This window comes from Rhizobium cerradonense (assembly GCF_030182455.1).
GTDB lineage: Bacteria > Pseudomonadota > Alphaproteobacteria > Rhizobiales > Rhizobiaceae > Rhizobium.
Genome location: NZ_JAQJCK010000003.1, coordinates 160,476 through 183,896, shown reverse-complemented (window position 1 = coordinate 183,896; position 23,421 = coordinate 160,476). Strand labels below are relative to the sequence as shown.

General features: G+C 60.8%; 22 protein-coding genes. 5 read left to right on the top strand and 17 right to left on the bottom strand.

Annotated features, from left to right (window positions below; genetic code table 11):
• Positions 1–133: 133 nt before the first annotated feature.
• Both PH547_RS08475 and PH547_RS08470 read right to left on the bottom strand, forming a co-directional pair.
• Positions 134–910, bottom strand: a complete 777-nt coding sequence (locus PH547_RS08475) for a VOC family protein (protein WP_104822385.1) — start codon at positions 908–910, stop codon at positions 134–136.
• Positions 911–1,291: 381 nt separating this feature from the next.
• Positions 1,292–2,017 (bottom strand): DUF899 domain-containing protein, encoded by a 726-nt coding sequence (locus tag PH547_RS08470; RefSeq protein WP_104822384.1) that lies wholly within the window; start codon positions 2,015–2,017, stop codon positions 1,292–1,294.
• 71 nt (positions 2,018–2,088) lie between these two features.
• On the opposite strand from PH547_RS08470, the gene PH547_RS08465 reads away from it, so the two are divergent.
• A complete protein-coding gene (locus PH547_RS08465; protein WP_104822383.1) occupies positions 2,089–2,535 on the top strand; it encodes a MarR family winged helix-turn-helix transcriptional regulator in 447 nt (148 codons plus the stop codon).
• On the opposite strand, the gene PH547_RS08460 is transcribed toward PH547_RS08465, so the two are convergent.
• The 3 genes from PH547_RS08460 to PH547_RS08450 form a co-directional block, all read right to left on the bottom strand.
• A complete protein-coding gene (locus PH547_RS08460; RefSeq protein WP_104822382.1) occupies positions 2,532–3,290 on the bottom strand; it encodes an RES family NAD+ phosphorylase in 759 nt (252 codons plus the stop codon). The two genes, PH547_RS08465 and PH547_RS08460, sit on opposite strands and share 4 nt — an antisense overlap.
• Entirely contained in the window at positions 3,250–3,633 is a 384-nt protein-coding gene (locus PH547_RS08455) for an MbcA/ParS/Xre antitoxin family protein (protein ID WP_104822381.1), read from the bottom strand. Before PH547_RS08455 ends, PH547_RS08460 begins: the two co-directional genes overlap by 41 nt.
• A gap of 132 nt (positions 3,634–3,765) precedes the next feature.
• Positions 3,766–4,188: an organic hydroperoxide resistance protein gene (locus PH547_RS08450; RefSeq protein WP_104822380.1), complete on the bottom strand. Its 423-nt coding sequence runs from the start codon at positions 4,186–4,188 to the stop codon at positions 3,766–3,768.
• A 132-nt stretch (positions 4,189–4,320) separates the two neighbouring features.
• On the opposite strand from PH547_RS08450, the gene PH547_RS08445 reads away from it, so the two are divergent.
• Positions 4,321–4,782, top strand: a complete 462-nt coding sequence (locus tag PH547_RS08445; RefSeq protein ID WP_104822379.1) for a MarR family winged helix-turn-helix transcriptional regulator — start codon at positions 4,321–4,323, stop codon at positions 4,780–4,782.
• 38 nt (positions 4,783–4,820) lie between these two features.
• Here the strand turns inward: PH547_RS08445 and PH547_RS08440 are convergent, their stop codons facing one another.
• Positions 4,821–5,558, bottom strand: coding sequence for a L,D-transpeptidase family protein (locus PH547_RS08440; protein WP_104822378.1), 738 nt, complete (start codon positions 5,556–5,558; stop codon positions 4,821–4,823).
• A 158-nt stretch (positions 5,559–5,716) separates the two neighbouring features.
• Complete coding sequence (locus PH547_RS08435) at positions 5,717–6,523, bottom strand: L,D-transpeptidase (RefSeq protein ID WP_199773564.1); 807 nt, start codon at positions 6,521–6,523, stop codon at positions 5,717–5,719.
• 154 nt (positions 6,524–6,677) lie between these two features.
• Here PH547_RS08435 and PH547_RS08430 point away from each other — a divergent pair, with 154 nt between their 5' ends.
• Entirely contained in the window at positions 6,678–8,030 is a 1,353-nt protein-coding gene (locus tag PH547_RS08430) for a methylmalonyl-CoA mutase family protein (RefSeq protein ID WP_285167987.1), read from the top strand.
• 34 nt (positions 8,031–8,064) lie between these two features.
• Complete coding sequence (scpA, locus tag PH547_RS08425) at positions 8,065–10,197, top strand: methylmalonyl-CoA mutase (RefSeq protein ID WP_104825020.1); 2,133 nt, start codon at positions 8,065–8,067, stop codon at positions 10,195–10,197.
• A gap of 4 nt (positions 10,198–10,201) precedes the next feature.
• On the opposite strand, the gene PH547_RS08420 is transcribed toward scpA, so the two are convergent.
• From PH547_RS08420 to PH547_RS08395, 6 genes are all read right to left on the bottom strand, one after another.
• Complete coding sequence (locus tag PH547_RS08420) at positions 10,202–11,197, bottom strand: alpha/beta hydrolase family protein (protein ID WP_104822376.1); 996 nt, start codon at positions 11,195–11,197, stop codon at positions 10,202–10,204.
• Between the two features lie 90 nt (positions 11,198–11,287).
• Positions 11,288–12,925 carry a cisplatin damage response ATP-dependent DNA ligase gene (locus PH547_RS08415; RefSeq protein ID WP_104822375.1) on the bottom strand — a complete coding sequence of 546 codons (1,638 nt, stop codon included), beginning with the start codon at positions 12,923–12,925 and terminating at the stop codon, positions 11,288–11,290.
• Entirely contained in the window at positions 12,925–13,935 is a 1,011-nt protein-coding gene (locus PH547_RS08410) for a ligase-associated DNA damage response exonuclease (RefSeq protein WP_104822374.1), read from the bottom strand. Before PH547_RS08410 ends, PH547_RS08415 begins: the two co-directional genes overlap by 1 nt.
• Before the next feature lie 28 nt (positions 13,936–13,963).
• Positions 13,964–14,704: a carbon-nitrogen hydrolase family protein gene (locus PH547_RS08405; RefSeq protein ID WP_245463936.1), complete on the bottom strand. Its 741-nt coding sequence runs from the start codon at positions 14,702–14,704 to the stop codon at positions 13,964–13,966.
• A gap of 81 nt (positions 14,705–14,785) precedes the next feature.
• The gene (locus PH547_RS08400; protein ID WP_104822372.1) at positions 14,786–15,358 is read right to left on the bottom strand and encodes a TMEM175 family protein; all 573 of its coding nucleotides are present in this window, start codon (positions 15,356–15,358) and stop codon (positions 14,786–14,788) included.
• 92 nt (positions 15,359–15,450) lie between these two features.
• Positions 15,451–17,769, bottom strand: a complete 2,319-nt coding sequence (locus tag PH547_RS08395) for a sensor domain-containing protein (RefSeq protein ID WP_104822371.1) — start codon at positions 17,767–17,769, stop codon at positions 15,451–15,453.
• 245 nt (positions 17,770–18,014) lie between these two features.
• On the opposite strand from PH547_RS08395, the gene PH547_RS08390 reads away from it, so the two are divergent.
• Entirely contained in the window at positions 18,015–19,388 is a 1,374-nt protein-coding gene (locus PH547_RS08390) for a TIGR03808 family TAT-translocated repetitive protein (RefSeq protein ID WP_104822370.1), read from the top strand.
• A 5-nt stretch (positions 19,389–19,393) separates the two neighbouring features.
• Here the strand turns inward: PH547_RS08390 and PH547_RS08385 are convergent, their stop codons facing one another.
• Genes PH547_RS08385 through PH547_RS08370 form a run of 4 tightly spaced genes read right to left on the bottom strand, consistent with a single transcriptional unit; the run spans position 19,394 to position 23,420 of the window.
• Complete coding sequence (locus PH547_RS08385; protein ID WP_104822369.1) at positions 19,394–20,176, bottom strand: crotonase/enoyl-CoA hydratase family protein; 783 nt, start codon at positions 20,174–20,176, stop codon at positions 19,394–19,396.
• A complete protein-coding gene (locus PH547_RS08380; protein WP_104822368.1) occupies positions 20,173–21,042 on the bottom strand; it encodes a hydroxymethylglutaryl-CoA lyase in 870 nt (289 codons plus the stop codon). The genes PH547_RS08385 and PH547_RS08380 overlap by 4 nt, the downstream gene beginning before the upstream one ends.
• Complete coding sequence (locus tag PH547_RS08375) at positions 21,039–23,027, bottom strand: acetyl/propionyl/methylcrotonyl-CoA carboxylase subunit alpha (RefSeq protein ID WP_104822367.1); 1,989 nt, start codon at positions 23,025–23,027, stop codon at positions 21,039–21,041. The genes PH547_RS08380 and PH547_RS08375 overlap by 4 nt, the downstream gene beginning before the upstream one ends.
• Before the next feature lie 9 nt (positions 23,028–23,036).
• Positions 23,037–23,420, bottom strand: a complete 384-nt coding sequence (locus PH547_RS08370) for a RidA family protein (protein ID WP_104822366.1) — start codon at positions 23,418–23,420, stop codon at positions 23,037–23,039.
• Between the last annotated feature and the right edge of the window lies 1 nt (position 23,421).

The window sequence follows — 23,421 nt, the reverse complement described above, 5'->3', positions numbered from 1 at the left end:
CCGAAGGGCGGATGAGAGAACGAGGAGCACAGCGACGAATATCGTAAGCCGTGCTCCAAAGCCTGCTCCCCAGTAACGCCCCCTCAACCCGCGCTGCGCGCGACCTTCTCCCCCGAGGGGAGAAGGCAAAAGCTTATTTCACTGGCGCAACGAGCGAGAAGAACGCGCCTTGCGGGTCGGTGCACTGGACGATCCAGCTACCGCCGGGGACTTCCATCGGGCCGTTGACGACCTTTCCGCCGGCCTCGTTGACGCGGCCGATAGCGGCATCAATTGCCGGGACATTGAAATAGAAGTTCCAGGCGGCCATCGGCATTTCCGCCGGCTTCGTCATGATGCCGCCGAAGTCGCGGTCGCCGATCTTGAAGATCTTGTAGGTGCCCATCGGACCCATGTCGAAATCGGAACTCGATTCCCAGCCGAACATATCGCGGTAGAAATCAAAGGCTTTCGGGCCGTCGTTGGAATAGAGCTCGTGCCAGCCGATATAGCCGGGAGCATTGGGTTCCGGCGGCTGCCAGTCCTGGCCCGGCAACGGCGTGAAAATGCAGAAGGCGGCGCCATAGGGATCGGAGACGACGGCGAAGCGGCCGACACCCGGAATGTCCCCAGGCTCTCGATAGACCCTGCCGCCCTTTGCGGCGATCGTCTTGGCAGCCTCATCGACATTGGGCACGCTGATATAGCCGGTCCAGCAGGGTGGCGTCCCCATGGCCTTGGCCTCTTCCGGCAGGATCATCATGCCGGCGATCGGGCCGGCGCCGGCGCTGAACAGAGTATAGGCCATTTCGATTTCCGGCATCCCGGCATCCTTGGCGTCCCAGCCGACAACCTTGCGGTAGAAGGCCTCTCCCGCGGCCATGTCGGTGGTCATCAGTTCGTACCAGACAAAATATCCCTTCGCAGCCATTGTAGATCTCCCTATTGCTTGCGGCGGTAATTGGCGATCATGAATTCCTTCCAGCTTCAGTCCGGCTGGCACGAGGAAAAGATGCGTTCATTGTCGTCGATGAGTGTGATGGCTTCACGATAGCTGGCCGGACTGCAGAATGCGTGCTCTTCCGTCAGTTTCGCCTTCATCGCGTCCCTCCTTTGCGATTGGCCGAGCCCTATACCCCGTAGCGCATCGCGATCTTTCAGATCCGCTCCTTGCGCTTTAGGTCCTGATTTTGCGCATGTCGTTATCGCAAAACCGCTGCACACTTTTGCGCGACATGCTTTAAACACGGCACTTCGGATATTTGTTCCCGCGCGACCTTCGACGGAAAATCGCGCGGCTTGGGCTGATGCTTCAGTGACAGGAGGATTGCGCCTTCGGGGCTTCGTCATATTCATCGTGGCGACGCACGAAATCCATGGTGCTGCCTTCGTTGCGTCCCTTCGGCGCATTGTCGAGGATCATCAGCGTGCCGATCATCTCTTCGCCGCCGCGGGCATAGCTGGAATAGGTGTGGAAAATATTGCCGGCCTCATCCTTGTAGAACGCGCTGAGCCCGGGAAGTTCGTCGTGGCCGTTCTTCGCGTCCATGGCAGAGAAATTGTAGAACACCTTTTCGCCGGCGAGCTGCTCTGCCGTAAAGGAGACGTGATAGTCGAAATTGAAGTCGTTGGCGAAAGACGACACCCAGGGGAACTTCCAGCCCATGCGCTTTTTGTAAGCCTCTATCTTCTCGATCGGCGCACGGGCAACGGCAACGAGGGTGACGTCGTGATGATTGAGATGTGGCAGGGCGCCGTCGAAATGATCGACGAGGAACGAACAACCGGGGCATCCGGCCTCCCATTGCGGACCGAGCATGAAGTGATAGACGATGAGCTGACTGCGGCCGTCGAAGAGATCGGCCAGCGATTTCTTCCCCGTGGGCGTGTCGAAAACATAGTCCTTGTCGACCTTGACCCAGGGCAGCGCCAAGCGCTCCTCATTGATACGGTCACGCAAATGCGTCGCTTCTTTCTCCTTGGCAAGCAGTTCGCGGCGAGCCTCCAGCCACACCTCGCGTGAAACGATTTGGTTCATTGTCGCGCCCTCCTCCGGCGTCCACTTCTCACCAAACTTGACAAATGCATTGATATCAATATTAGTAAACCATGTCAAACATGATTGAAATTCCTTTCGAGACAACACTACTCGTGCGCGATACCTGCCTTTGCCTGCATGTGCAGCGCGCCGCTCGGGCCCTGGCGCGCCGTTTCGACGAAGCGCTGAGGCCGCTCGGGCTCACCAATGGCCAGTTTTCCCTGATGATGTCGCTGAACAGGCCAGAGCCTGCGGCCATGGGGCCGGTGGCGACGCTGCTCGCAATAGATCAGACGACGCTGACGGCGGCCTTAAAACCGCTGGAGCGGCGGGGCTGGATAAGCATTCTTCCCAATCCCAGGGATCGCCGTGCCCGGCTACTCAGCCTGACCCCGTCAGGCAAAGCGGTGCTTGCAGCCGCCGTGCCGATCTGGAAAGTGACGCATGCCGAGGTGGAAGCGCGGCTGCCCGACGGCAATGCGGACCGGCTGCGGCGGGATTTGCTCACGTTGGCTTAAGCGCTGTTTCGCATGCGCGGATCAGCGCCGAAATCGCTGCGTGCGAAACCGATGCGACTTTTCGGAAAATCGCAGAGTGCCTGCACACCGGCCGGCGACAGCCGGATGCGCCAGGTCTGCCGTTCGACCGGTTCGCGGGCGGCAAAGGCATGGGCCGTCAGAAGGGCAATATTCTTCCCGCCTTGGGAATCCCTGACGGAGCGGTAGAGGATCGCCTGAATGCCCCCTGCACGCGCCGCGTCGGCGAGCGACTGGCAAGCTTCGTAGCTGACGGGATCGGTCCATGCTTCGCGATCTCGATCCAACGGCGAGCGGGTAAGATCAATCGCCTCTTTGGTGCTGATCGCGGCGGCGAAGGCGGTGTATTCCGCCGCATTGGCAGGCAACGGCGTCTCCGGAGAATCGCTGAAGAAAAGCAGCCGGTAAAAACTCATTTCGGCCAGCGCCGTTTCGACCCGTTCGGAAGCGTAGAAGACGCCGAGGGTGCGTCCCGCACGCCTGAAGCGTGAGCCGTGAGGGTAGATCGCTCCGTAGCGGAAGGGAGTGGCCAACAGATAGTCCAGACCAGCGCATTCCGGCGGCAGCGCCGGCTTGCTCTCCTCCAGCAGATGCTCGAGAAGCGCCTGCTCTTCCAGCGTGTCGACCAGCTTCAAGGTCGAGACCTGATGCTGCGCCTCCACCAGTCGCCAATAGCGGCCTGAAATCGGCCGAGCCTCAGACGATAGCGCGGCGGGCGTCCAGATAGGCAAGGACATCGGTCAATCCGGAAATGGAGGTGATCTTTTCGAGCGGCGTTGCACCGAAGGCGAGATTGACATTGCGCAGCCATTGCCGCGCCACGGCCTCATCGCCGCCGACAATGGCATCGAGCGAGCGAAACAGACGTACGAAAAGAACGGCGAGTTCAAATGGCTTGCTGTGCCGCTCCAGAAGATGATCTTGCCGCTTCATGCGCGACACCGTCGCTTCCGAAACGCCGATGACAGCAGCGAGCATGCGGGCGTTCAAGCCCAGCCGCTCCGCGGCATTAACGACCGCCTTGGTGATGACTAGGGCCTCGCCCGGATTTGCGTGACCGATCGCTTGAGCAGATATCATGGCTATATCCTTTCTCAAGAAAACATATAGCAACTTTCTTGCAAAAGAAAAAGAGCGACATGCACCGAAATGCATATCGCTCCTCTTTTATGTCATCCGTTCCGTCAGTTCGGAAGATGAGAAAGCCCGTTCTCAGGCAACCGTGACCGGCACTTCCGTCGAGGTGCGCATGGCGTGGCTATAGGGGCAGACGATGTGAGCGGCAGCGGCGAGCTTTTCAGCTTCGGCCTTTTCCATGCCGGGAATGTGAACCGACAGCGAGACTTCGATGCCGAAGCCGGTGCCATCCGCGCGCGGGCCGATGCCAACCGTTGCCGTCACCTTGGCGTCTTCCGGAATCTTGACCTTCTGCTGGCCTGCAACAAATTTCAGGGCGCCAAGGAAGCAGGCGGAATAGCCTGCAGCGAAGAGCTGTTCCGGATTGGTGCCGGTAGCGCCGTCGCCGCCGAGTTCCTTCGGCACGGTCAGGGTGACGTCAAGAACGCCATTTTCGGAAACGGCGTGGCCTGCACGGCCGCCGGTAGCGGAAGCCTTGGTGGTGTAGAGGATAGGCATGTCAGATCTCCTTTGCGAGTTGGATGAAGTTTGTATATAACGCGATTTAATCGTGCGCAATATATTTTTGTAATTTGATTTTGAAAAATGAACCTGTGACAATGACGTCAACAAGAAACTGGCGGAGCAGCGATGACGGACAAGGTGCAGGAGCGGGCAATCCCGGATGAGGAAAAGCGGCTGGAACGGCAGCTCTGTTTTGCCGTCTACGCGACCGCGCATGCCTTCAATCGCGCCTACAAGCCGATCCTCGATCGCGTCGGGCTGACCTATCCGCAATATCTGGTGATGCTGGTGCTCTGGGAGAAAGGCTGTTTGTCGGTCAAGACCATCGGTGAGCAGCTTGATCTCGATTCGGGCACGCTGTCGCCGCTGTTGAAACGCCTCGAGCAAGCCGGCCTGATCGGGCGCGTACGAGACCCGAAGGACGAACGCCAGGTAATCGTTTCGTTGACGGAAAAGGGCGCCGGCATGAAATGCCAGGTCAGTATGATCATGGCAGCCATCGGCCAAGCCGTCGGCTGCGATATGAATGAAATGGCCAGTCTGCGCGACCGGCTGCAGCGGCTAAGAGCGAATTTAACGGCCGAATAACAGCCGTTAAATTCCACTCGTCAAAAACATGTCCAAGCTTACGCCTGCGTCACCAAGATTGGCGCGCGTTGCGGCACGCGGTCGTAGAGATCGATGACGTCCTGATTCAGCAGGCGAACGCAGCCCGAGGAAACGGCCTTGCCGATGGAGCGCCAGTCGGGATTGCCGTGCAGACGGTAGAGCGAATCCTGCTTATCCTCGAAAATATAAAGCGCGCGCGCGCCGAGCGGATTCTTCAAGCCAGGCTCCATGCCGCCGTTGGCGATGGAATATTTGACGAGTTCCGGCTGACGGGCGACCATTTCGTCCGGCGGGTTCCAGCGCGGCCATTTCTTGCGCCACTGGATGACACCACGGCCCTGCCAGGCGAAGCCTTCGCGACCGACGCCGATACCATAGCGCATCGCCGTGCCGCCCGGTTCGGTGACATAGAGGAAGCGCTCGCGCGTATTGACGACGACGGTGCCTGGCGGCTCACCCGTCGGATCGACAACGCGCTGACGATAATATCGCGGATCGATCTGCTCATAGGGTATTGCCGGAAGATGAAAGCCGCCATCATCCATAGCTGCATAGATCACAGCCGGGTCCGGCTGCTCGCCATTATAGCTGGAGAGCCAACTGCCTAAGGGGCGATAGGTGGAACCGTTATACTGCACGGGGCTGACAATCGGATTGCTCTCCACCGTGGAAGCGCAGCCGGCGAGCGTCGAAACGGCGCCAATGCCCGCAAGGGCGAGGAAATTTCGTCGGGAAAGAGAAGAAGGCAGGCTCATGTCGACAGCATCATTCCTGTTGGAAGGGAAGCGGGAACTCGAAACGATCCGATTCGGTTCCCCGCAAGATTCGCAGAGACAGGAATAAAACTAAAGAGGGCAGCGAAGCCCGGCTATCGCACTTATGCAACATCACGAAAATTTGTTGCAATCTGCCGTTACAGAACCACGACTTCGGCCCTTGCCGACACACGATTGTAGAGATCGATCACATCTTGGTTCAGCATGCGCACACAGCCGGATGACGCTGCCTTGCCGATCGACTGCCAATCCGGCGTGCCGTGAATGCGATAGAGCGTGTCCTTGCCATTCTGGAAGATATAGAGGGCGCGAGCGCCGAGCGGATTGGTCGGCCCCGGATTCATGCCGCCGCGTTCGGCTGAAACCGGCCTGATCTGCGGTTCGCGGGCCACCATTTCGCTCGGCGGCGTCCAGCGCGGCCATTTCTGCTTCCACTGGATGATGCCCCTGCCATGCCAGGCATAACCTGCCGCGCCGAGGCCGACGCCATAACGCATCGCCCTGCCGCCCGGCTCGACGAAATAGAGATAGTGGCCCCTCGTATCGACGACGATCGTGCCGGGCCTTTCATCGGTCTGATAGTCCACTTCCTGGCGCAAGAAGCGCTGATCTATGCGCTTATAGGGGATGGCCGGCAGGGTGAAATCGTCTTCGCTCTTCTGCGCATACATGGCCTGATGCACCGGATTGGAGGTCGGCAGGCCGTAGGTCTGATTGAATTGCGTGCGGAAGAGATCGCGCGCTTGCGGCACCGGCTGGACCGGCAGGCGTTTTACCTTTTGTGGATCGATACCTTCGGGCTGGTAAAAGACAGGCGCTGTTTCCTGTACGAACCGGTCGGGATCGGTCGCTCCGGTATCGGGAATGATGCTGCAGGCGGACAGCGCGGCAAAAGCGGCTACAGCAAGCAAGCGACGGGAAACAGGCAGGAGATCGGCCATCATCGGGAACCAGTTGAATATGGATCGGTCAGCCACATGATGACCGGCGCGGCTGGCGCGAGGCTGGCGTCGCATGCGAAGATATTGCTCCAATAGGCCAAACTTCTGTTTTCCCTTGCCCTGGCTTGGGTTAGACCATTGGAAGACGGAGGATAGCATGAATATCGACAGTCTGGACCCGAACGTTTTTGCTCCGGTAAGCCGCGAGGCATGGCTCAAGCTGGTGGACCGGGCACTGAAGGGCGCGGATTACCAGGAGGCGCTGGTATCGCGAACGGATGACGGCATCGCGATCGAGCCGCTCTATGCCCGCCGCTCCGATGCCGCGCCATTCACCCGCCGGCAAACCGACAGACCTTGGGTCGTCAGCCAGCGGATGGATGATCCGGATATCGAACGCGCTTTCCTTCAGCTCGGCGAGGATCTCGCCAACGGGAGCAACGGCGTCAGCCTGATCTCGAAAAGCAGCCCCTCGGCCTTTGGTATCGGCCTCAACAACGAGACGGGGGTGCTTGCGGCAAGATTGGCGGCTGCTGTTTCCGGCAATTCCATTTCGCTGCGCTTGGACGGCCTCTCACCGGCCTTTGCCGCGGCATTGGCGGCGGCGCTCGAGAAGAACCAACATCGCCCGACCGTGCATTTCAGCCTCGACGTTTTCGCCTCCAGCACGACGCGGGAGATGACGGGCAGCTTCAAACGTCTCCATGACGCGGGATTTGCCGGAACCGTTTTCAATGCCGATGGCCGCGCCGTGCACAATGCCGGCGGAACGGAGGCGCAGGAACTGGCCGTCATGGCGGCGGCTCTCGTCGCTCATCTGAAACTATTGGATGACGCAGGCGTCGCGCCGGAAGTGACCCTCAATATAGCAAGTCTCTGTCTGTCTGCCGATCAGAACCAATTCGTCACCATGGCGAAAGCTCGCGCCGCACGCATGATCTTTGCCCGCATCGCAGAGGTTTGCGGCATTTCCGACCCGCCGGTCGCCCATCTCTACATGGAAACGAGCTACCGCATGCTGACGCGGCTCGACCCGGAAACCAATATCCTGCGCAACACGATAGCCGTCTTTTCTGCCGGCACCGGAGGCGCCGACGAGATTTCCGTGCTGCCGCACAGCTTGACCCATGGCATTCCCGATCCGCTGGCGCGGCGCCTGGCGCGCAATATGCAGACCGTCCTGATTGCCGAAAGCCATCTCGACCATGTCGTCGACCCGGCCGCCGGAGCTGGCGGCATCGAGGCGCTGACCGAAGCTTTGGCGGAAAAGGCCTGGGAGATTTTTGCGGGCATCGAGCGGGATGGCGGGCTTGCGAAGTTTATCGCCAGTGGCCGATTAGCGGCGATGGTGCAGGAAGCGCGGGCAAATCGTGTGGCAAAGCCGATTGTGGGGACGACATTGTTTGCGATGAAGGCGGAGCGACCGGTTCCGGTTTTGGGGGAGTTGAGTCCGGTCGCAGGCGGGATGGGACTGATGCCGGTGCGATTGGATGAGGGAGCTGGGGCATGAAGGCGGCATTGGAATTCGCGGAGGTATCGGCTCGGTGACCACTATCCCCGACTTCAGCAAAATCGACTGGAAGAGACCGAAAGCGGTTACTTCAAAAACCGACGCCCCGGCCTGGCAAACTCCGGAGGGCATCGCCGTCAAGCGCGTCTATGACGCTGCTGACCTTGCCGGGTTGAACTTCCTCGACACCTATCCTGGCGCAGCTCCCTTCGTCCGCGGCCCCTATCCGACCATGTATGTCCAGCAGCCCTGGACCATCCGCCAATATGCGGGTTTTTCCACCGCCGAGGAATCGAACGCCTTCTACCGCCGCAATCTCGCGGCCGGGCAGAAAGGCCTCTCCGTCGCCTTCGATCTTGCCACCCATCGCGGCTATGACAGCGACCATCCGCGCGTTGCAGGCGATGTCGGCATGGCGGGCGTGGCGATCGATTCCATTCTCGACATGCGCCAGCTCTTCGACGGCATCCCGCTCGGAGAAATGAGCGTATCGATGACCATGAACGGCGCTGTGTTGCCGGTGATGGCGCTTTATATCGTCGCCGCCGAAGAACAGGGCGTTTCCGAGGATAAGCTCTCCGGCACCATCCAGAACGACATCCTCAAGGAGTTCATGGTCCGCAACACCTATATCTACCCGCCGCAGCCCTCGATGCGGATCGTTTCGGACATTTTCAGCTATACCAGCCAGCGCATGCCGAAATTCAATTCGATCTCGATTTCCGGCTACCATATGCAGGAGGCCGGTGCGACGGCGGATCTGGAGCTCGCCTATACGATCGCCGACGGCATCGAATACGCCCGTGCCGGGGTGGCTGCCGGGCTCGATATCGACAGCTTCGCGCCACGCCTCTCCTTCTTCTGGGCGGTCGGCATGAATTTCTTCATGGAAGTCGCCAAGATGCGCGCGGCGCGGCTGATCTGGGCCGCACTGATGCAGAAGAACTTTGCGCCGAAGGACGAGAAGTCGCTGGCGCTGCGCACCCACAGCCAGACGTCCGGATGGTCGCTGACGGCGCAGGATCCGATGAACAACATCATCCGCACCATGGTCGAAGCCATGGCGGCAACGCAGGGCCACACACAGTCCCTGCACACCAATTCCTTCGACGAAGCGCTTGCTCTGCCGACGGATCATTCGGCCCGCATCGCCCGCAATACACAGATCCTGCTGCAGAAGGAATCCGGCACGACCGGTATCATCGATCCCTGGGGCGGCTCGGCCTACGTCGAGCGGCTGACGCATGATCTGGCAGCCCGCGCGCTCACCCATATCGAAGAGGTCGAAGCACTCGGCGGCATGGCAAAAGCCATCGAAAAGGGCATTCCGAAGCTCCGGATCGAAGAGGCGGCCGCCCGCACGCAGGCGCGCATCGACAGCGGCCACCAGACCGTCGTCGGCGTCAACTTCTCGCGACCGGAACGGGATATCGAAGTCGACGTGCTGAAGGTGGACAATTCCGAAGTCCGCGCCCGCCAGCTCTCGAAACTGCAGCAATTGAAGGGCACGCGCGAGACAACGGCGGTTGAGACCGCTCTGGAGGCTCTGACCGATGCCGCGCGCAACGGCACCGGCAATCTCTTGGATTTCGCCGTCAAAGCGGCGCGCGCACGTGCGACGGTCGGCGAAATCTCGCTGGCGCTGGAAAAGGCCTATGGCCGGCACGTTGCGGAAATCAGAACCATATCCGGCGTCTATCGCAAGGAAGTCGGCACCGCCGATCCTCTGTTCAACAAGGCGGTTGCCAAGGTGGAAACTTTCCGCAAGGCAAAGGGCGAGAAGCCCCGCATCCTCGTCGCCAAGATGGGGCAGGACGGACATGACCGCGGGCAAAAGGTCATTGCCACGGCTTTCGCCGATCTCGGTTTCGATGTCGTCGTCGGCGCCATGTTCCAGACGCCGGAGGAAGTGGCCGATCTCGCGGTTCGGGAAGGCGCCGACATCATCGGCGCTTCGTCGCTTGCCGCCGGCCATTTGACGCTGGTGCCGGAACTCAAGGAAGCGCTCAACCGCCGCCACGCCGGTCGTATCCTCATCGCGGTCGGCGGCGTCATTCCGCCTCAGGATTTCGCTGCATTGGAAACCGCCGGCGCAGACGCGATCTTTCCGCCGGGAACGGTGATTGCAGAAGCCGCGGCGGCGCTGGTGGACCGGTTGATGGGCTGACCGTTTAGGCCGCCACACTCCGGAAAAACTGGATGCTCTGTTCGATCGCACCCGGCAGCGCCGAGTTGTGATTGCCCTGAACCGTCGCCAATTCCATTTTTACACCGCCGGCAAGAGCACGCTTCGAAAGCAGCGCCGCCCGGGCCTGCAAATTGGTCTCTTCACTGGCGTGCATGACCTTCAAGGGGCATTTGAAGCTGTGGGCGTAGCAGACGGGCGAGCGCATCTGGAATTCGCGCGGATTTTTCGCGTTGAAGCGGATATCCTCCGGATAACGATGGAAGAAGGCGAAGGCATCCGGATTGCCTGAAATGGGTGTGGCCGCGCGGAAGCGTTTGGCCGACATTGCCGCCAGCATCGCCAGCGTACCACCGACGCTGTGGCCCGCGAGGAACAGACGATGCGGGTCGACGCCCGGCAGGTGGCGCAGACGATCGGATGCAGCGAGAACGTCGGCAACCTCGTCATAGAAACCCGAGAAATTGCCCTTTTGGCCGTTTTCGCCGCGCATCGACGGGATCATGACGACATAGCCGGCATCGACGTAAGGCTTCATTAACAGCCAATGGCCCTGACCGATGGCGTTGCCCCCATGGAGGAAGAGCACAGCCGGTTTGGGCTTCGGCGTGCGCTCATAGCGCGATACCCAGGCAACGAGCTCCAGCTCGCCGCCGAGACCGCTGCGATAAAAAATCTGATCGGCGTCCGATGGTGTGACCAGCGGTTCATATTTGTCGGGTGCCGGGCCTTTGTTCAGAAGGTCGGTGCGGAACTTGTGACGCTCCTTGGCATAATCGCCGGCCAAAAGCGGCGGATCGACCGACGCCTCCGCGGCTTTCGCGGCGATCTTGGGATCGGCAGCCTTGGTCTCGACCGTCTTTGTTTCGAGAACCTTTGTTTCGGCAGCCTTAGCGATGTTGGGAGCAAAAAGTGTTACGGCAAGACCGGCAAGAACGGTGCGGCGACCGGGGCGAAATGCGTTGTCTTCAGACGTTGTCATATGCTCTGTCCAAATATGCCCGGCAGTATCGAAATCTGCACGGGTTGAAAGCCGGGGCCAACTCACATTGTGGTGAGGAATCGACCTGACTTATTCATCAACGGCAGGAGCCTTGGCGTCAATTAGTGCCACCAAATTTTCCAGCCGATCCGCCTCATAGGGCGGCTTGTCGGGTCTCAGACGAGCAATGCGCGGAAAGCGCATGGCGACACCGGATTTATGTCGCGTCGAACGGTTGATCCCTTCGAAGGCGACTTCGAGAACGAAGCCAAAATCGCGATCGGCCCGCACCGCCCTTACCGGGCCGAAACGATCGATCGTATTGTTGCGCACGAACTTGTCGAGCACTTCCAGTTCTGCATCCGTGAAGCCGAAATAGGCCTTGCCTACCGGCACCAGTTGTTCGCCCTCCGGCGTCATCGACCAGACGCCGAAGGTGAAATCGGAATAATAGCTGGAACGTTTGCCATGGCCGCGCTGGGCATACATCAGCACGGCATCGACATTGTAGGGATTGCGTTTCCATTTGAACCACGGCCCCTTGGCACGGCCGGCGAGATAGGCGCTGTCGCGGCGCTTGATCATGACGCCTTCGATAACCGGATCGGGCGGAGACGAACGCAATTGGTCCAACTCCTCCCAGGAGGTAAATTCGACCAGCGGCGAGAGGTCGAAGCGATCGTGGGGTGCTGCCTCGATAATTTCCGTCAGCCGCTCACGCCGATCGAGGAAGCCGCGGGCACGCACGTCCTCTTCGCCATCGAACAGCAGATCATAGGCACGGATGAAGGCCGGATATTCCTCCAGCATCTTCGCCGTCACCGTCTTGCGGTTCAACCGCTGCTGCAGGTCGGAGAAGGTACGCGTCGGGCTGTTGGAGCGCGCCGTGCCGCCGATCAGCAATTCGCCATCGACGACGCCCTCGAAGCTGACGGCATCGACGATGTCCGGAAAGGCGCTGGAGATATCGTCGCCGGAGCGGGAATAGAGCTTGCACGTCATTCCCGCCCGCGAAAGCTGGACGCGGATGCCATCCCATTTCCATTCGGCGGCATAATCCAGGGGATCGAGCCCAGTGAGATCGCCAGGCTCGACGGGATTGGCGAGCATGACGGAATGAAAGATCGCAGGCGTCGCCAGCACCGGCTTGTCGCCCTTGCCCTCCAGCCATTGGAACAGGCTTTCATAGGGCGGCTGCAACCCGTGCCACAGTGTTTCGATCTCGGTCACGTCCTTGCCGCTCAGCTCCGCCAAAGCCTGCTTGGCAAGTCGCGCCGACACACCGATGCGCAGCGCGCCGGTGGCGAGCTTCAGGAAGGCAAAACGGCCTGACGTGTCCAGCCGGTCGAGCAGGTCACGAACGAAGCTGCGCACCTCGGTACGCCCCAGCGCATTCATCCGGCGCACCACCTCGCCGAGCTTCGGCTGTTCGCCCGCCGGGCGGACGATATCGCTTTCCTTGTCCCAGACCAGCGAGATGGTCTCGGCGAGGTCTCCGACATAGTCATAAGAGTAACGAAACAGCACTTCGTCCATGCGTTCCAGCACGAGCTCGCGCAGCATGGCCGGCTTGACGTTGCGCACCTCCAGCGTGCCGGCGATCGCGGCGAGACCGTAGCCGCGATCCGGGTCAGGCGTCTCGCGGAAATAGTCGGTGAGCAGCTTCAGCTTGCCATTGCGGCTCGGCGTCAACACCAGGCGATCGAGGAGGTCGGCAAAGGCTTTCATCAGTCGCCCTCGTCTTCATAGCCGATCAGATGCAATGGCTTGGCCGGGATGCCCTGCAATTCGCACCAACGCACGAGGGCTTCTTCCCGTCCATGGGTGACCCAGACTTCGCCCGGCTTCAGCTCAGCGATGGTCTCGGTCAGCTCCGGCCAGTCGCAATGATCCGAAATGACCAGTGGCAGCTCGACGCCGAGCTGCTTGGCGCGCTGGCGCACCATCATCCAGCCCGACGCGAAGGCAGGGAGAGGCTCATGGAACCGCCTCGCCCAGCGGTCTTGGAAAGCCGAGGGTGGGCCGACGACGACAGCGCCCTTGAAGATCGATTGATCCCTGCTTTCGATCGTTGCCGGCAACAGCTCGCCGAGGACTATGCCCTGCCCGGCATAATAGCCGCACAATGTCTCCAGCGCGCCGTGAATATAGATAGGCTTGTCGTAACCTGCATCGCGCAGCAGCCGGATGACGCGCTGCGCCTTACCGAGCGCATAGGCGCCGATGAGATGGGTGCGCTCCGGAAATTGCCGGAGCGAAGCCAGCAGCTTCGCCGTCTCGTCCAGCGGATCGGGATGATGGAACACCGGCAGTCCGAAGGTCGCCTCGGTAATGAAGACGTCGCAGGCAACGGGCACGTAGGCGGCGCAGGTCGGGTCCGGCCGTCGCTTGTAATCGCCGGAAACGACGATGCGCAGCCCATCCTTCTCCACCGCGATCTGTGCAGACCCAAGCACGTGCCCGGCCGGATGAAACCGCACCCGAACGCCATTGATGATCAGCTCCTCGCCGAAACCGACCGCCTGCTCGGATCCGGAAAAGCCATCGCCATAGCGTATCCGCATGATGTCCAGCGTCTGGCGCGTGGCGAGCACTTGGGCATGTCCGGAGCGGGCGTGGTCGGAATGTCCATGCGTTATCAACGCCCGTTCGACTGGCCGCACCGGATCGACATAGAAGCCACCGATCGGACAGAACAGCCCCTCAGGGGCGGGATACAGCAATTGATCCGGTCTCATAGGGGAGAGGATAGCGTGATTTGTGCAATTATGTAGCGATCATTGGCGCTTTTTGATCGAATCCGCATTCGGGTTGTCGATCAGGCAGGTCGAAGACGAGGACGTCCTCGCTATACGGCTTCGCCTTCGCAACGACGACACCGTTCGGATCGACGATCGCGGTGCTGCCGTAACTTAGCCAGCCATCGTCATTGCCGCCGACAACATCAGCCGACATGACCCAGCATCCCGTATGTTTGGCGCATGTCTGTAGGCCCGATAAGCAGGGCTTATGCCACTTCTCCGCCTTGTGAGGCCGCAGCATCAGGTTGACGGGATTGCAGATGAGGCCGGCTCCCCTTCTGGCGAGCCGAGCCGCCGTGTAGGGATATCGGAGATCGGAACAGATATTGATGCCGAAGCGCCAATCGCGGAGCGTCCAGACCGGAAAATCCGTTCCGGGCACGCAGCCGCTTTCCAGCGGATGCGCCTTGGCATAGACCCCGCATATCTGCCCTGCCTTTACGACAACAGCGCTATTGCAGATCGCCTCCCCGCGCCGCTCGAAAAGGCCGATGATCGCAGTCGTCTTCCCCGATGCACAGCGGTTGATCAGAGACTTCAGAGCGGGATCATCGAGAGACAACGCACGTCGTCTGGCAATTTCCTTGTCGTAGCTGTGTCCCTGAAGATAGCACTCCGGGAAAAGCGCGAGGTCGATGCCTTGCTCCTCCGCCCATGCCAGATCGCGTGCAAGCACATCGCCTGTCTTGTCGACGGCATCAAACATTGCCAAGCGTTGAAAGGCTGCGACACGCATAGCGAAGGACTAACACGCTTCCTGAGTCGCCCACAGCGCGAAGCTGCTCGTCTACTTCATCATCCGCTCGAACCGTCGATCCGGCACCAGCCATATGCAGGCGACGATGAAATAGATGCCGAGGGAGATAAACGGGTTGATGGCGGCAAGTATGATCGCGACGATGTAAAGGCTAACGGAAATTCCGGCTTTACGATCCGAACCGAGCGTGTGGGCAAAATCGGAATCCCTGCCATGCACACGGATCAGCATCTGGCCGAGGATGTAATAGGCAAAACCGCACATTAGCAAGACGAAGCCATAGACCATCACGGGCGTCATGGCGAAGTCGTTTTCGTCCATCCAGCCGGTGGCAAAGGGCATCAATGACAGCCAGAACAGCAGATGCAGATTGGCCCAAAGCACGCCGCCCCCGACGTGTTTCACCGCCTGGAACATATGATGGTGATTGTTCCAGTAGATGCCGACGTAGACGAAGCTCAGAACATAGGAAAGCAGCGTCGGGATCAGCGGTACGAGCGCCTGCACCCCCTCGCCATGCGGCACTTTCAATTCCAGCACCATGATGGTGATGATGATGGCGATCACGCCATCGGAAAAGGCTTCGATACGCCCCTTGCCCATAAATCCACTTCCCCTCTTCGCGCAAAGCCCAATACAGAATCAATTCAAGGGCCGGCTAATAGGAGGCAGAATTACAGCGGACAGGGATGGGTTCAAGCGAGGCGATCGTAGGCGTTCGTCAGAATCCTCGGGATTTCCGCCGCTCCGACCGGCCGCGAGAAATAGAAGCCCTGGGCGTCATGGCACTGACTCTGACGCAGGAACTCGAGTTGCTCGTCCGTTTCCACTCCTTCGGCGACGACCGCCAGACGCAGCAGCCGTGCAAGCGAGATGACGGTGGAGGCGATGGCGACGGTCGTCTCGTCGCGCGGCAACGCCTCAACGAAGGAGCGATCCATTTTGAGACGGTCGAAGGGAAAAGTCTTCAGCGCCGCCAAGCTGGAATAGCCGGTGCCGAAATCGTCGATGGAAAGACGCACGCCAAGCGCCTTCAGTGCCTGCATCACATGCAGGGCGCGCGGCACGTCATGCATCAGCGTGCTCTCCGTCAACTCAAGCTCCAGCCATTGCGCGCCGAGGCCGCTTGCTTCCAGAGCTTCGGTGACGTGCACGGCAAGCGCCGGATCGCTGAATTGCCGAGCCGAAACATTGACGGCGACCGTAACCGGCGGCAGGCCCATTTCCTGCCATTCCTTGGCCTGTCGACAGGCCTCGTTCAGCACGAACAAGCCGAGCGGGATGATCAGCCCGGATTCTTCCGCCAGCGGGATGAACTGACCGGGCGGCAGCATGCCGTGGCGCGGATGACGCCAGCGCACCAACGCCTCCAGGCCGACCACCCGGCCGCTCGCGACATCGACCTGCGGCTGGTATTCCAGAAAGAACTGCTTGGCGCCGATCGCCTTGCGTAATTCTTCCTGCTCGCTCAGCGGCATGACGCCCGCCGCGTCCGATCTCTGAATATGATATTGCAGCCGGTTACGGCCATGCTCCTTGGCCTTGTACATGGCCGCGTCGGCGCAGGCGATCAGCTCCTCCGGCGTCTCCCCATCGGCTGGAAAGGCTGCGACGCCGATACTGCTCGTCACGGCAACCTCGATCTCCCCGATCAGCACCGGCTGCGTGATCGCCTTCTGCAGTTCACGCAGCCGCCGCGTGATGCCAGTGTCGTGGCGCGACTGATGGACGATGACCAGCAGGAATTCGTCGCCGCCGAGGCGCACCACCATATCGGAAGCCCTGAGGCTATCGACCATGCGCGCCGTCAACTCCTTCAACAGCTCATCGCCGGCGCTGTGGCCGCGGCTGTCATTGACCTGCTTGAAATTGTCGAGATCGACATAAGCGACCGTCACCTTGCGGCCGTTTCGGCGCGCCTTGAACAGGATTTTCGCCATGTTCTCCTTGAGAAAGGCGCGGTTCGGCAGACCCGTCAGGTCGTCATGATGGGCCATGAAATAGATGCGGTCTTCGGCGCGCTTGCGCTCGATGGCGATGCCAGCGATGTGGGTCGCCATGGCAACCAGCTCCAGCTCGCGTTCGGTCGGCTCGCGCACGGTGCCGGAATAAAGCGCGAAAGTGCCAAGCACATTGCCCTGCGAGGTCATGATCGGCGTCGACCAGCATGAGCGTAGGCCGAATTGCGCGGCCAGAACACAAAAGTCCTCCCAGAGCGGATCCGTCTGGGTGTCGTTGACGAAGACTGGCTTGCCGCGCCAGGCGGCCGTGCCGCAGGAGCCGACTTTCGGGCCGATGGCGACGCCATCGATCAGACGGCTATAGGCAGCGGGCAGATTGGGTGCCGCTCCATGGGAGAGATGGATGCCTTCCGGATCCAGCAGCAGCACCGATCCTTTGATATCGGTAAGTTGATCCTCGACCATCAACACCACCGCCTCGAGGATCATCTCCAGCGGCTCGCTCTTGGCGATCATCTCCAATAGCTCGGCCTGGCTGCGGCGCAGATGCTCCTGGCGCTTGCGCTCGGTGATATCGCGTGAAATGCAGATCAGGCCGATCACCTCGCCGCGGTCATTGCGCAGCGGTAACTTCGAGGTCAACCGATAGACCGGCTTGCCGCCGGTCGCAGAGGGAATGACGTCCTCCATATCGAGCCGCGGCTTGCCGGTAGCGATGATTTCCTGCTCGATACGGAAATATTTCGTCGCCCGCTCCAGCGGCACCAGATCGAAATCAGTCTTTCCGGTGATCGCGCTCGCTCTTTCCAAGCCGAGACTTTTTGCCGTGGCGGCATTCGCGAAGACAAAGCGGCTTTCCCGATCCTTGACGAAGAGAAAGTCCGGCAGCTCATGCACGATCGCCTTGAGGCGCAATTGCTCGATGCCATCGGCGACGTGGTGCGCGTTCGCCGCCATCAGCGCCTGCGTAGCTGCCAACAGGCGCTCCGTCTCGACATCAAGCGAACGACCACGCTCGCCTGTCCGCGCATGCTGAAAAGCCGGCTTATTCATGAGGCGCATTCTCCCAACCCGGCCGCAACCACGGCCTCCTCAAATGTCACAACCGAAACGCGATCATTATAGTTCGCGCTTCCTTCAAGCCTCTTAAGCAGATGGGTGAACGAAAGAATAAAAGGGCGAAATGGCCGAAAAATAAGGGGCCCATCTTGGCAAGATCAGGCTTCTTTCCGTGCCAAATCGAGACAGATGCGCGTGGCACGCTTTCTGCTTCCGGAAGGCTCAATCCAGGAGTTCACATGGTCCAGCGTCGCGCGTTCCTCGCCTATATCGCCGCCTCGGCTGCAACCGACCTATTTGCTTCGCACGCCTTTGCTGCGCCGCTCGCCAAGATCGCGGGTGCCGAGATGCGTGGACCGATCGATGCCATCGCCTATAGGGCGACGCCGGGCACCAGCGATATCAGAAGCGGCAAGCTCCAGGCGATGATTGATAACGCCGCGCGCAACAACGCGCCGGTCTTCCTGCCGCCAGGCAACTACGATGTCTCGAACCTTTCGCTGCCCGACAATACCCGCATCACCGGCATTCCCGGCGCTTCGCGGCTCGTCTATGGCGGCGAAGGCCATCTGATGAGCGCCGACAAGGCCAGGCGCATCGAACTTTCCGGTCTCGTTGTTGATGGCGGCAATCGCTGGCTTGCCGACTATGCCGGCGGATTGCTGCAATTTACCGGCGTTGATCAGGTGCTGATCGACAATTGCGAAATCGCCGGCAGCCGCAAACATGCGCTGCAACTGGAGCGCTGCGGCGGGCGGATCGAACGCAGCCGCATATCGGGCGCCGCAGAAGCCGGCCTCTATTCCGTCCAGTCGACCGGACTGACGGTCACCGGCAATACTGTCGAGGATTGCGGTAATGGCGGCATTCTCATCCATCGTTGGGACAAGGGCGCAGACGGCAGCATCGTCACCGGCAATCGCATCGCCCGCATCGGCGCCAATGATGGCGGCACCGGCCAGAACGGCAACGGCATCAATATCTTTCGCGCCGACGATGTCCTGGTCTCCGGAAACCACATCGCCGATTGCGCCTTCACTGCTGTCCGCGCCAATTCGGCATCGAACGTGCAAATCACAGGCAATCAATGCCTGCGCTCCGGCGAAACGGCGATCTTCTGCGAATTCGAGTTCGAAGGCGCCGTGGTCAGCAACAATCTCGTCGACGGCGCGGCAAACGGTATCGCGATTGCCAATTTCGACAAGGGCGGGCGGCTCGCTAGTGTCACCGGCAATATCATCCGCAACCTGTCGCTGACCGGACCCTACCCTCAGGAAAGCGGCTTCGGCATCGGAATCTCGGCCGAAGCCGATACGCTAATTGCCTCGAACCTCATCGAAAGCGCCCCGCTCTGGGGCCTGAAACTCGGCTGGGGTCCCTATCTCCGCAACATCGTCGCTAATGGCAATATCATCCGCCAAGCACCCATCGGCTGCGCCGTCTCCGTTGCCGACGGCGCGGGTGCGGCTGTCATTTCCGACAATCTGTTCCAACAAGTGGAAAAAGGCGCTGTCATCGGCTTTCGCTGGGACAAACCGGCTTCCGGTGACTTGACGGTAACAGGGCGCGAAGATTTTCCACAACTGACAATAGAGAAAAACAGGTTGACGTAGACGTCCTATCTCCAGCTTGGCTCCCGCCGCTCGAAGAATGCCGCTACCCCTTCCCTTGCTTCCTCCGTCTCCCACGTGTCGGCCAGTTGCGTGATGACATGGTCGATGAGCTCGTCGGTGATCGGCATGCCGAGGGAACGGGCCAATGCCTTGGCGCGCGCAGCCGCCTGTGGCGAGGCGGCGAGGAGATGACGGATTTCAGATTCGATGGCTTCGTCGAGTGCATCCTCTGGGACGACGCGGGACAAGAGGCCGGCGGCGTGGGCTTGCCAGGCGTCGATGACTTTGCCGGAAAGAAAAAGCGGACGGGCCTTGGCCTCGCCAATGCGGGCAACGACATAGGGGCTGATGGTGGCGGGGATGATGCCGAGGCGAACTTCCGTCAGGCCGAAGCGGGCAGTCGCGGCCGCAACGACCAGATCGCAGATGCTGAGGATGCCGACGCCGCCGCCGAAGGCATTGCCGTGCACACGGGCGATCAGCGGCTTCGGCAATTCGTTCAGGGCCTTGAACATCATCGCGAGCCGCCGGGCTTCAACGATGCGGCCGGCACGAGTGGCTTCGAACTGCGCCCGCATCCAACCGAGATCGCCACCGGCGCAGAAGCTCGCGCCCTCGCCCGTAAGCACCACGACGCGCACGCTCGCATCCCTGCCAAGATCGTAAGCAGCCTCGGTCAGGGCATCGATCATTTCAACCGACAGGGCGTTGTGTTTTTCCGGGCGCGCCAAAGTCAGGCGGGCGACGCCACGTTCCTCGATGGCGATATGGATGGTTTGCGATGTCATGCGGCGCTCCTGAGGCTACGGGCAAAGGCGGCGGCGTTGGCAAGTTTCTCGTCATCGAGGCCAGTCTCGAAGCCATGCAATGCCAGATAGTGGTGAACTGACACGGTATCGACATTCCCTTTGGCGCCGGGCGCGAAAGGACAGCCGCCGAGACCGCCGGCGGCGGCATCGAACACACGCAGGCCCCGATCCAGGGCTACGCCGATATTGTCCAGCGCCCGGCCCGATGTATCGTGAAAATGGCCGGCCAGCATCGCGGCGGGAAGATCGGCAAGCACGGCTTCCAGCATTCTGTCCACTGCCTCCGGTTCGCCCCTGCCGATCGTATCGCCGAGGCTGATCTCGTAGCAGCCGAGCTCCCGCAATTGCCGAGCGACGCTTGCTGCATTCGCCGGCGGCACCGCGCCCTCATAAGGGCATTCAACGACGCAACTGACGTAGCCGCGCAGCGGAATACCGCGGTCGCGGCTTGCGGCCGCCACCGGCCGGAAACGCTCTATGCTTTCGGCGATGGAGCAATTGATATTGCGCATCGAAAAGCTTTCGGAGGCCGATGCGAAGATCGCCACCTCATCGGCGCCGGCGGCAAGCGCCGCCTCGAACCCCTGCATATTCGGCGTCAACACCGCATAGCGGACACCAGGCTTCCGTTTGATGCCTGCCATGACCCCGGCAGCATCGGCGAGCTGCGGCACCCATTTCGGACTGACGAAGCTGGTGACCTCGATACGCTCGAAACCGCAGTCGGAAAGCAGATCCACCAATTCGATCTTGGTGTCCGTGTCGATCAGCCGTTTCTCGTTCTGCAGGCCGTCTCGTGGTGCCATTTCGACGATGGTGACATGGTTGGAAGGACGCTCGGTCATTGCGCATCCTCCGGCCGGAGCGACAGCAGGACGGCGCTTTCGCTGGTCTGATCGCCTTCGCCGACATGCAGGCTTTCCACCACACCGTCGCGCGTCGCCGTCAGCGTCAGCTCCATCTTCATGGCCTCCATGACGATCAGCGCCTCACCCTTCGCCACCATATCGCCTTCCTGAACCCGAACAATCTTGATGAGGCCGGGCATAGGCGCAACCAGCCGGTCGCCACCGGCGGCCTCTTCCTCGGCGCCATCCAAGGGGTCAGGCCGATGGAAATGATGGGTGCGGCCATCGAGGAACAGCGTCATGTCATGCGGCGTTTGGAAAAAGTCGGCACGCAATTGCTGCCCGTCGATCTCCACACGGCAGCCGTCATCATTGCGGTTGATGATGCGAACGGCGACAGCGTTATCATCGAAATGCACCGAGAAGAGATCTTGTCCTTTCGCAATCACGCGGCAGTTCGTATGGCCGCCACTGTGATGCAGCGTAACAGGCCGGCTCACCTCGCCCCAAAGCTGCCAGGCGCCAAGCGCTTGCCAGGGGTCGCGCGCAAAGGACCGCGCCAAGGCTCCCGCCTCGAAGATGGCAGCGATGGCAAGCGCGATATCGTCTGGTATCGGTGCTGCGGTCAGCGTCTCTGCCTCGCGGTCGATCAGGCCCGTATCCGGATGGCCCGCAACGAAATCCGGCTGTTGGCTCAAGCGGACCAAGAAATCGAGATTGCTTGTTGTTCCGGCGATCTGCGTATCCTGCAGCGCTCGCGCCAGCTTGGCGAGGGCGGCTTGGCGAGTTGGGGCGTGGACAGTGAGCTTGGCGATCAAAGGATCGTAATGCGGGGTGATGCTATCGCCCTGGCGCACGCCGGTGTCGATGCGGACATCGCCGTCGGGAAATCTGAGATGGGAGAGCGTGCCGGTCGCCGGCAGAAAACCCCGCAACGGGTCTTCGGCATAAAGCCGCGCCTCGAAAGCCCAGCCCTCGATGGCAAGCTCGGCTTGGCTCTTCGGCAAGGGTTCGCCGCCGGCAATCCGCAATTGCCATTCGACCAGATCGACCCCGGCGATCGCCTCGGTGACGGGATGCTCGACCTGCAGGCGGGTGTTCATTTCCATGAAGAAGAAACGATCCGGCGACAGGCCTTCGGAGACATCGGCAATGAACTCGACCGTGCCGGCGCCGCGATAGTCGATGGCCCGCGCCGCGCGGACGGCAGCTTCGCCCATGGCGCTGCGCATCTCTTCCGTCATGCCGGGCGCAGGCGCCTCCTCGATCACCTTCTGGTGCCGCCGCTGCAGAGAGCAATCGCGCTCGAAGAGATGGACGACGTTGCCATGGCTGTCGCCGAAGACCTGCATCTCGATGTGACGGGGCTGGGTCAGATATTTTTCGATCAGCACCGCATCATCACCGAAGGCCGATTTCGCCTCGCGTCTCGCCGCTTCCAACGCAGACGCGAAATCCTCCGGCCGATCGACACGCCGCATACCCTTGCCGCCGCCGCCGGCCCGTGCCTTGATCAGCACGGGAAAGCCGATCTCCGCTGCCCGCTCCGCGAGGAACACCGCGTCCTGCTTATCACCGTGATAGCCGGGAACGACAGGCACGCCGGCGCGCTCCATCAACGCCTTGGCCGCATCCTTCAGGCCCATGGCGCGGATTGAGGCTGGGAATGGGCCAATGAAAACCAGTCCGGCCGCTTCGACGGCCTCTGCGAAATCGGCATTTTCCGAGAGAAAGCCGTAGCCGGGGTGAACGGCCTCGGCGCCGAATCGCCGTGCGGCAGCGATGATCCGCTCCTTCGAAAGATAGCTTTCGCTCGCCGTTGCCGGGCCGATATGGACCACCTCATCGGCCAGTGCCACATGCAGTGCGGCGATATCGGCGTCGGAATAAACGGCGACCGTGCGAATGCCCATCCGCCTTGCCGTACGGACGATCCGGCAGGCGATTTCTCCGCGATTGGCGATCAATATCTTCGAAAACATCGGCAAACCCTATTGCGCGGCGACGACCTCGACTTCGAGCAGCCATGCGGTGTCGAAAATGCCCGATATCACCACCGTCATCGCCGGGGTGAGCGGGCCCAAATACTCACTGCGGATCTCGCGGTTCTCGATCGTATGGTGGCGGTCGGCGAGATAGGTGGTGACCTTGACGATATCGGCCTTGCTCATGCCGGCCGCCTTGAGCTGAGCGTCAACATTGAGCCAGACCTGACGCGCCTGCGCCGGAAAGCCGTCGGGAAGCGCATCGTCCGCGGTTGTCGGAATCTGGCCGCTGACAAACAGCAATCTCTCGAAATTTTCGAGTTTCACGGCCTGGGCATAGCCGCCACGTGGCTGAGGTGCATTCTTGGCATTGATGATGTCGCGTTTCATC

Coding starts and splice junctions, on each gene's coding strand:
- PH547_RS08470 (WP_104822384.1), bottom strand. CDS start 2,017: ATGAACCAAATCGTTTCACGCGAGGTGTGGCTGGAGGCTCGCCGCGAA.
- PH547_RS08380 (WP_104822368.1), bottom strand. CDS start 21,042: ATGACCGAGCGTCCTTCCAACCATGTCACCATCGTCGAAATGGCACCA.
- PH547_RS08435 (WP_199773564.1), bottom strand. CDS start 6,523: ATGATGGCCGATCTCCTGCCTGTTTCCCGTCGCTTGCTTGCTGTAGCC.
- PH547_RS08405 (WP_245463936.1), bottom strand. CDS start 14,704: ATGTTTGATGCCGTCGACAAGACAGGCGATGTGCTTGCACGCGATCTG.
- PH547_RS08445 (WP_104822379.1), top strand. CDS start 4,321: ATGACGGACAAGGTGCAGGAGCGGGCAATCCCGGATGAGGAAAAGCGG.
- PH547_RS08430 (WP_285167987.1), top strand. CDS start 6,678: ATGAATATCGACAGTCTGGACCCGAACGTTTTTGCTCCGGTAAGCCGC.
- PH547_RS08440 (WP_104822378.1), bottom strand. CDS start 5,558: ATGAGCCTGCCTTCTTCTCTTTCCCGACGAAATTTCCTCGCCCTTGCG.
- PH547_RS08375 (WP_104822367.1), bottom strand. CDS start 23,027: ATGTTTTCGAAGATATTGATCGCCAATCGCGGAGAAATCGCCTGCCGG.
- PH547_RS08385 (WP_104822369.1), bottom strand. CDS start 20,176: ATGACATCGCAAACCATCCATATCGCCATCGAGGAACGTGGCGTCGCC.
- PH547_RS08400 (WP_104822372.1), bottom strand. CDS start 15,358: ATGGGCAAGGGGCGTATCGAAGCCTTTTCCGATGGCGTGATCGCCATC.
- PH547_RS08395 (WP_104822371.1), bottom strand. CDS start 17,769: ATGAATAAGCCGGCTTTTCAGCATGCGCGGACAGGCGAGCGTGGTCGT.
- PH547_RS08455 (WP_104822381.1), bottom strand. CDS start 3,633: ATGATATCTGCTCAAGCGATCGGTCACGCAAATCCGGGCGAGGCCCTA.
- PH547_RS08460 (WP_104822382.1), bottom strand. CDS start 3,290: ATGTCCTTGCCTATCTGGACGCCCGCCGCGCTATCGTCTGAGGCTCGG.
- PH547_RS08465 (WP_104822383.1), top strand. CDS start 2,089: ATGTCAAACATGATTGAAATTCCTTTCGAGACAACACTACTCGTGCGC.
- PH547_RS08410 (WP_104822374.1), bottom strand. CDS start 13,935: ATGAGACCGGATCAATTGCTGTATCCCGCCCCTGAGGGGCTGTTCTGT.
- PH547_RS08390 (WP_104822370.1), top strand. CDS start 18,015: ATGGTCCAGCGTCGCGCGTTCCTCGCCTATATCGCCGCCTCGGCTGCA.
- PH547_RS08420 (WP_104822376.1), bottom strand. CDS start 11,197: ATGACAACGTCTGAAGACAACGCATTTCGCCCCGGTCGCCGCACCGTT.
- PH547_RS08370 (WP_104822366.1), bottom strand. CDS start 23,420: ATGAAACGCGACATCATCAATGCCAAGAATGCACCTCAGCCACGTGGC.
- PH547_RS08475 (WP_104822385.1), bottom strand. CDS start 910: ATGGCTGCGAAGGGATATTTTGTCTGGTACGAACTGATGACCACCGAC.
- PH547_RS08450 (WP_104822380.1), bottom strand. CDS start 4,188: ATGCCTATCCTCTACACCACCAAGGCTTCCGCTACCGGCGGCCGTGCA.
- PH547_RS08415 (WP_104822375.1), bottom strand. CDS start 12,925: ATGAAAGCCTTTGCCGACCTCCTCGATCGCCTGGTGTTGACGCCGAGC.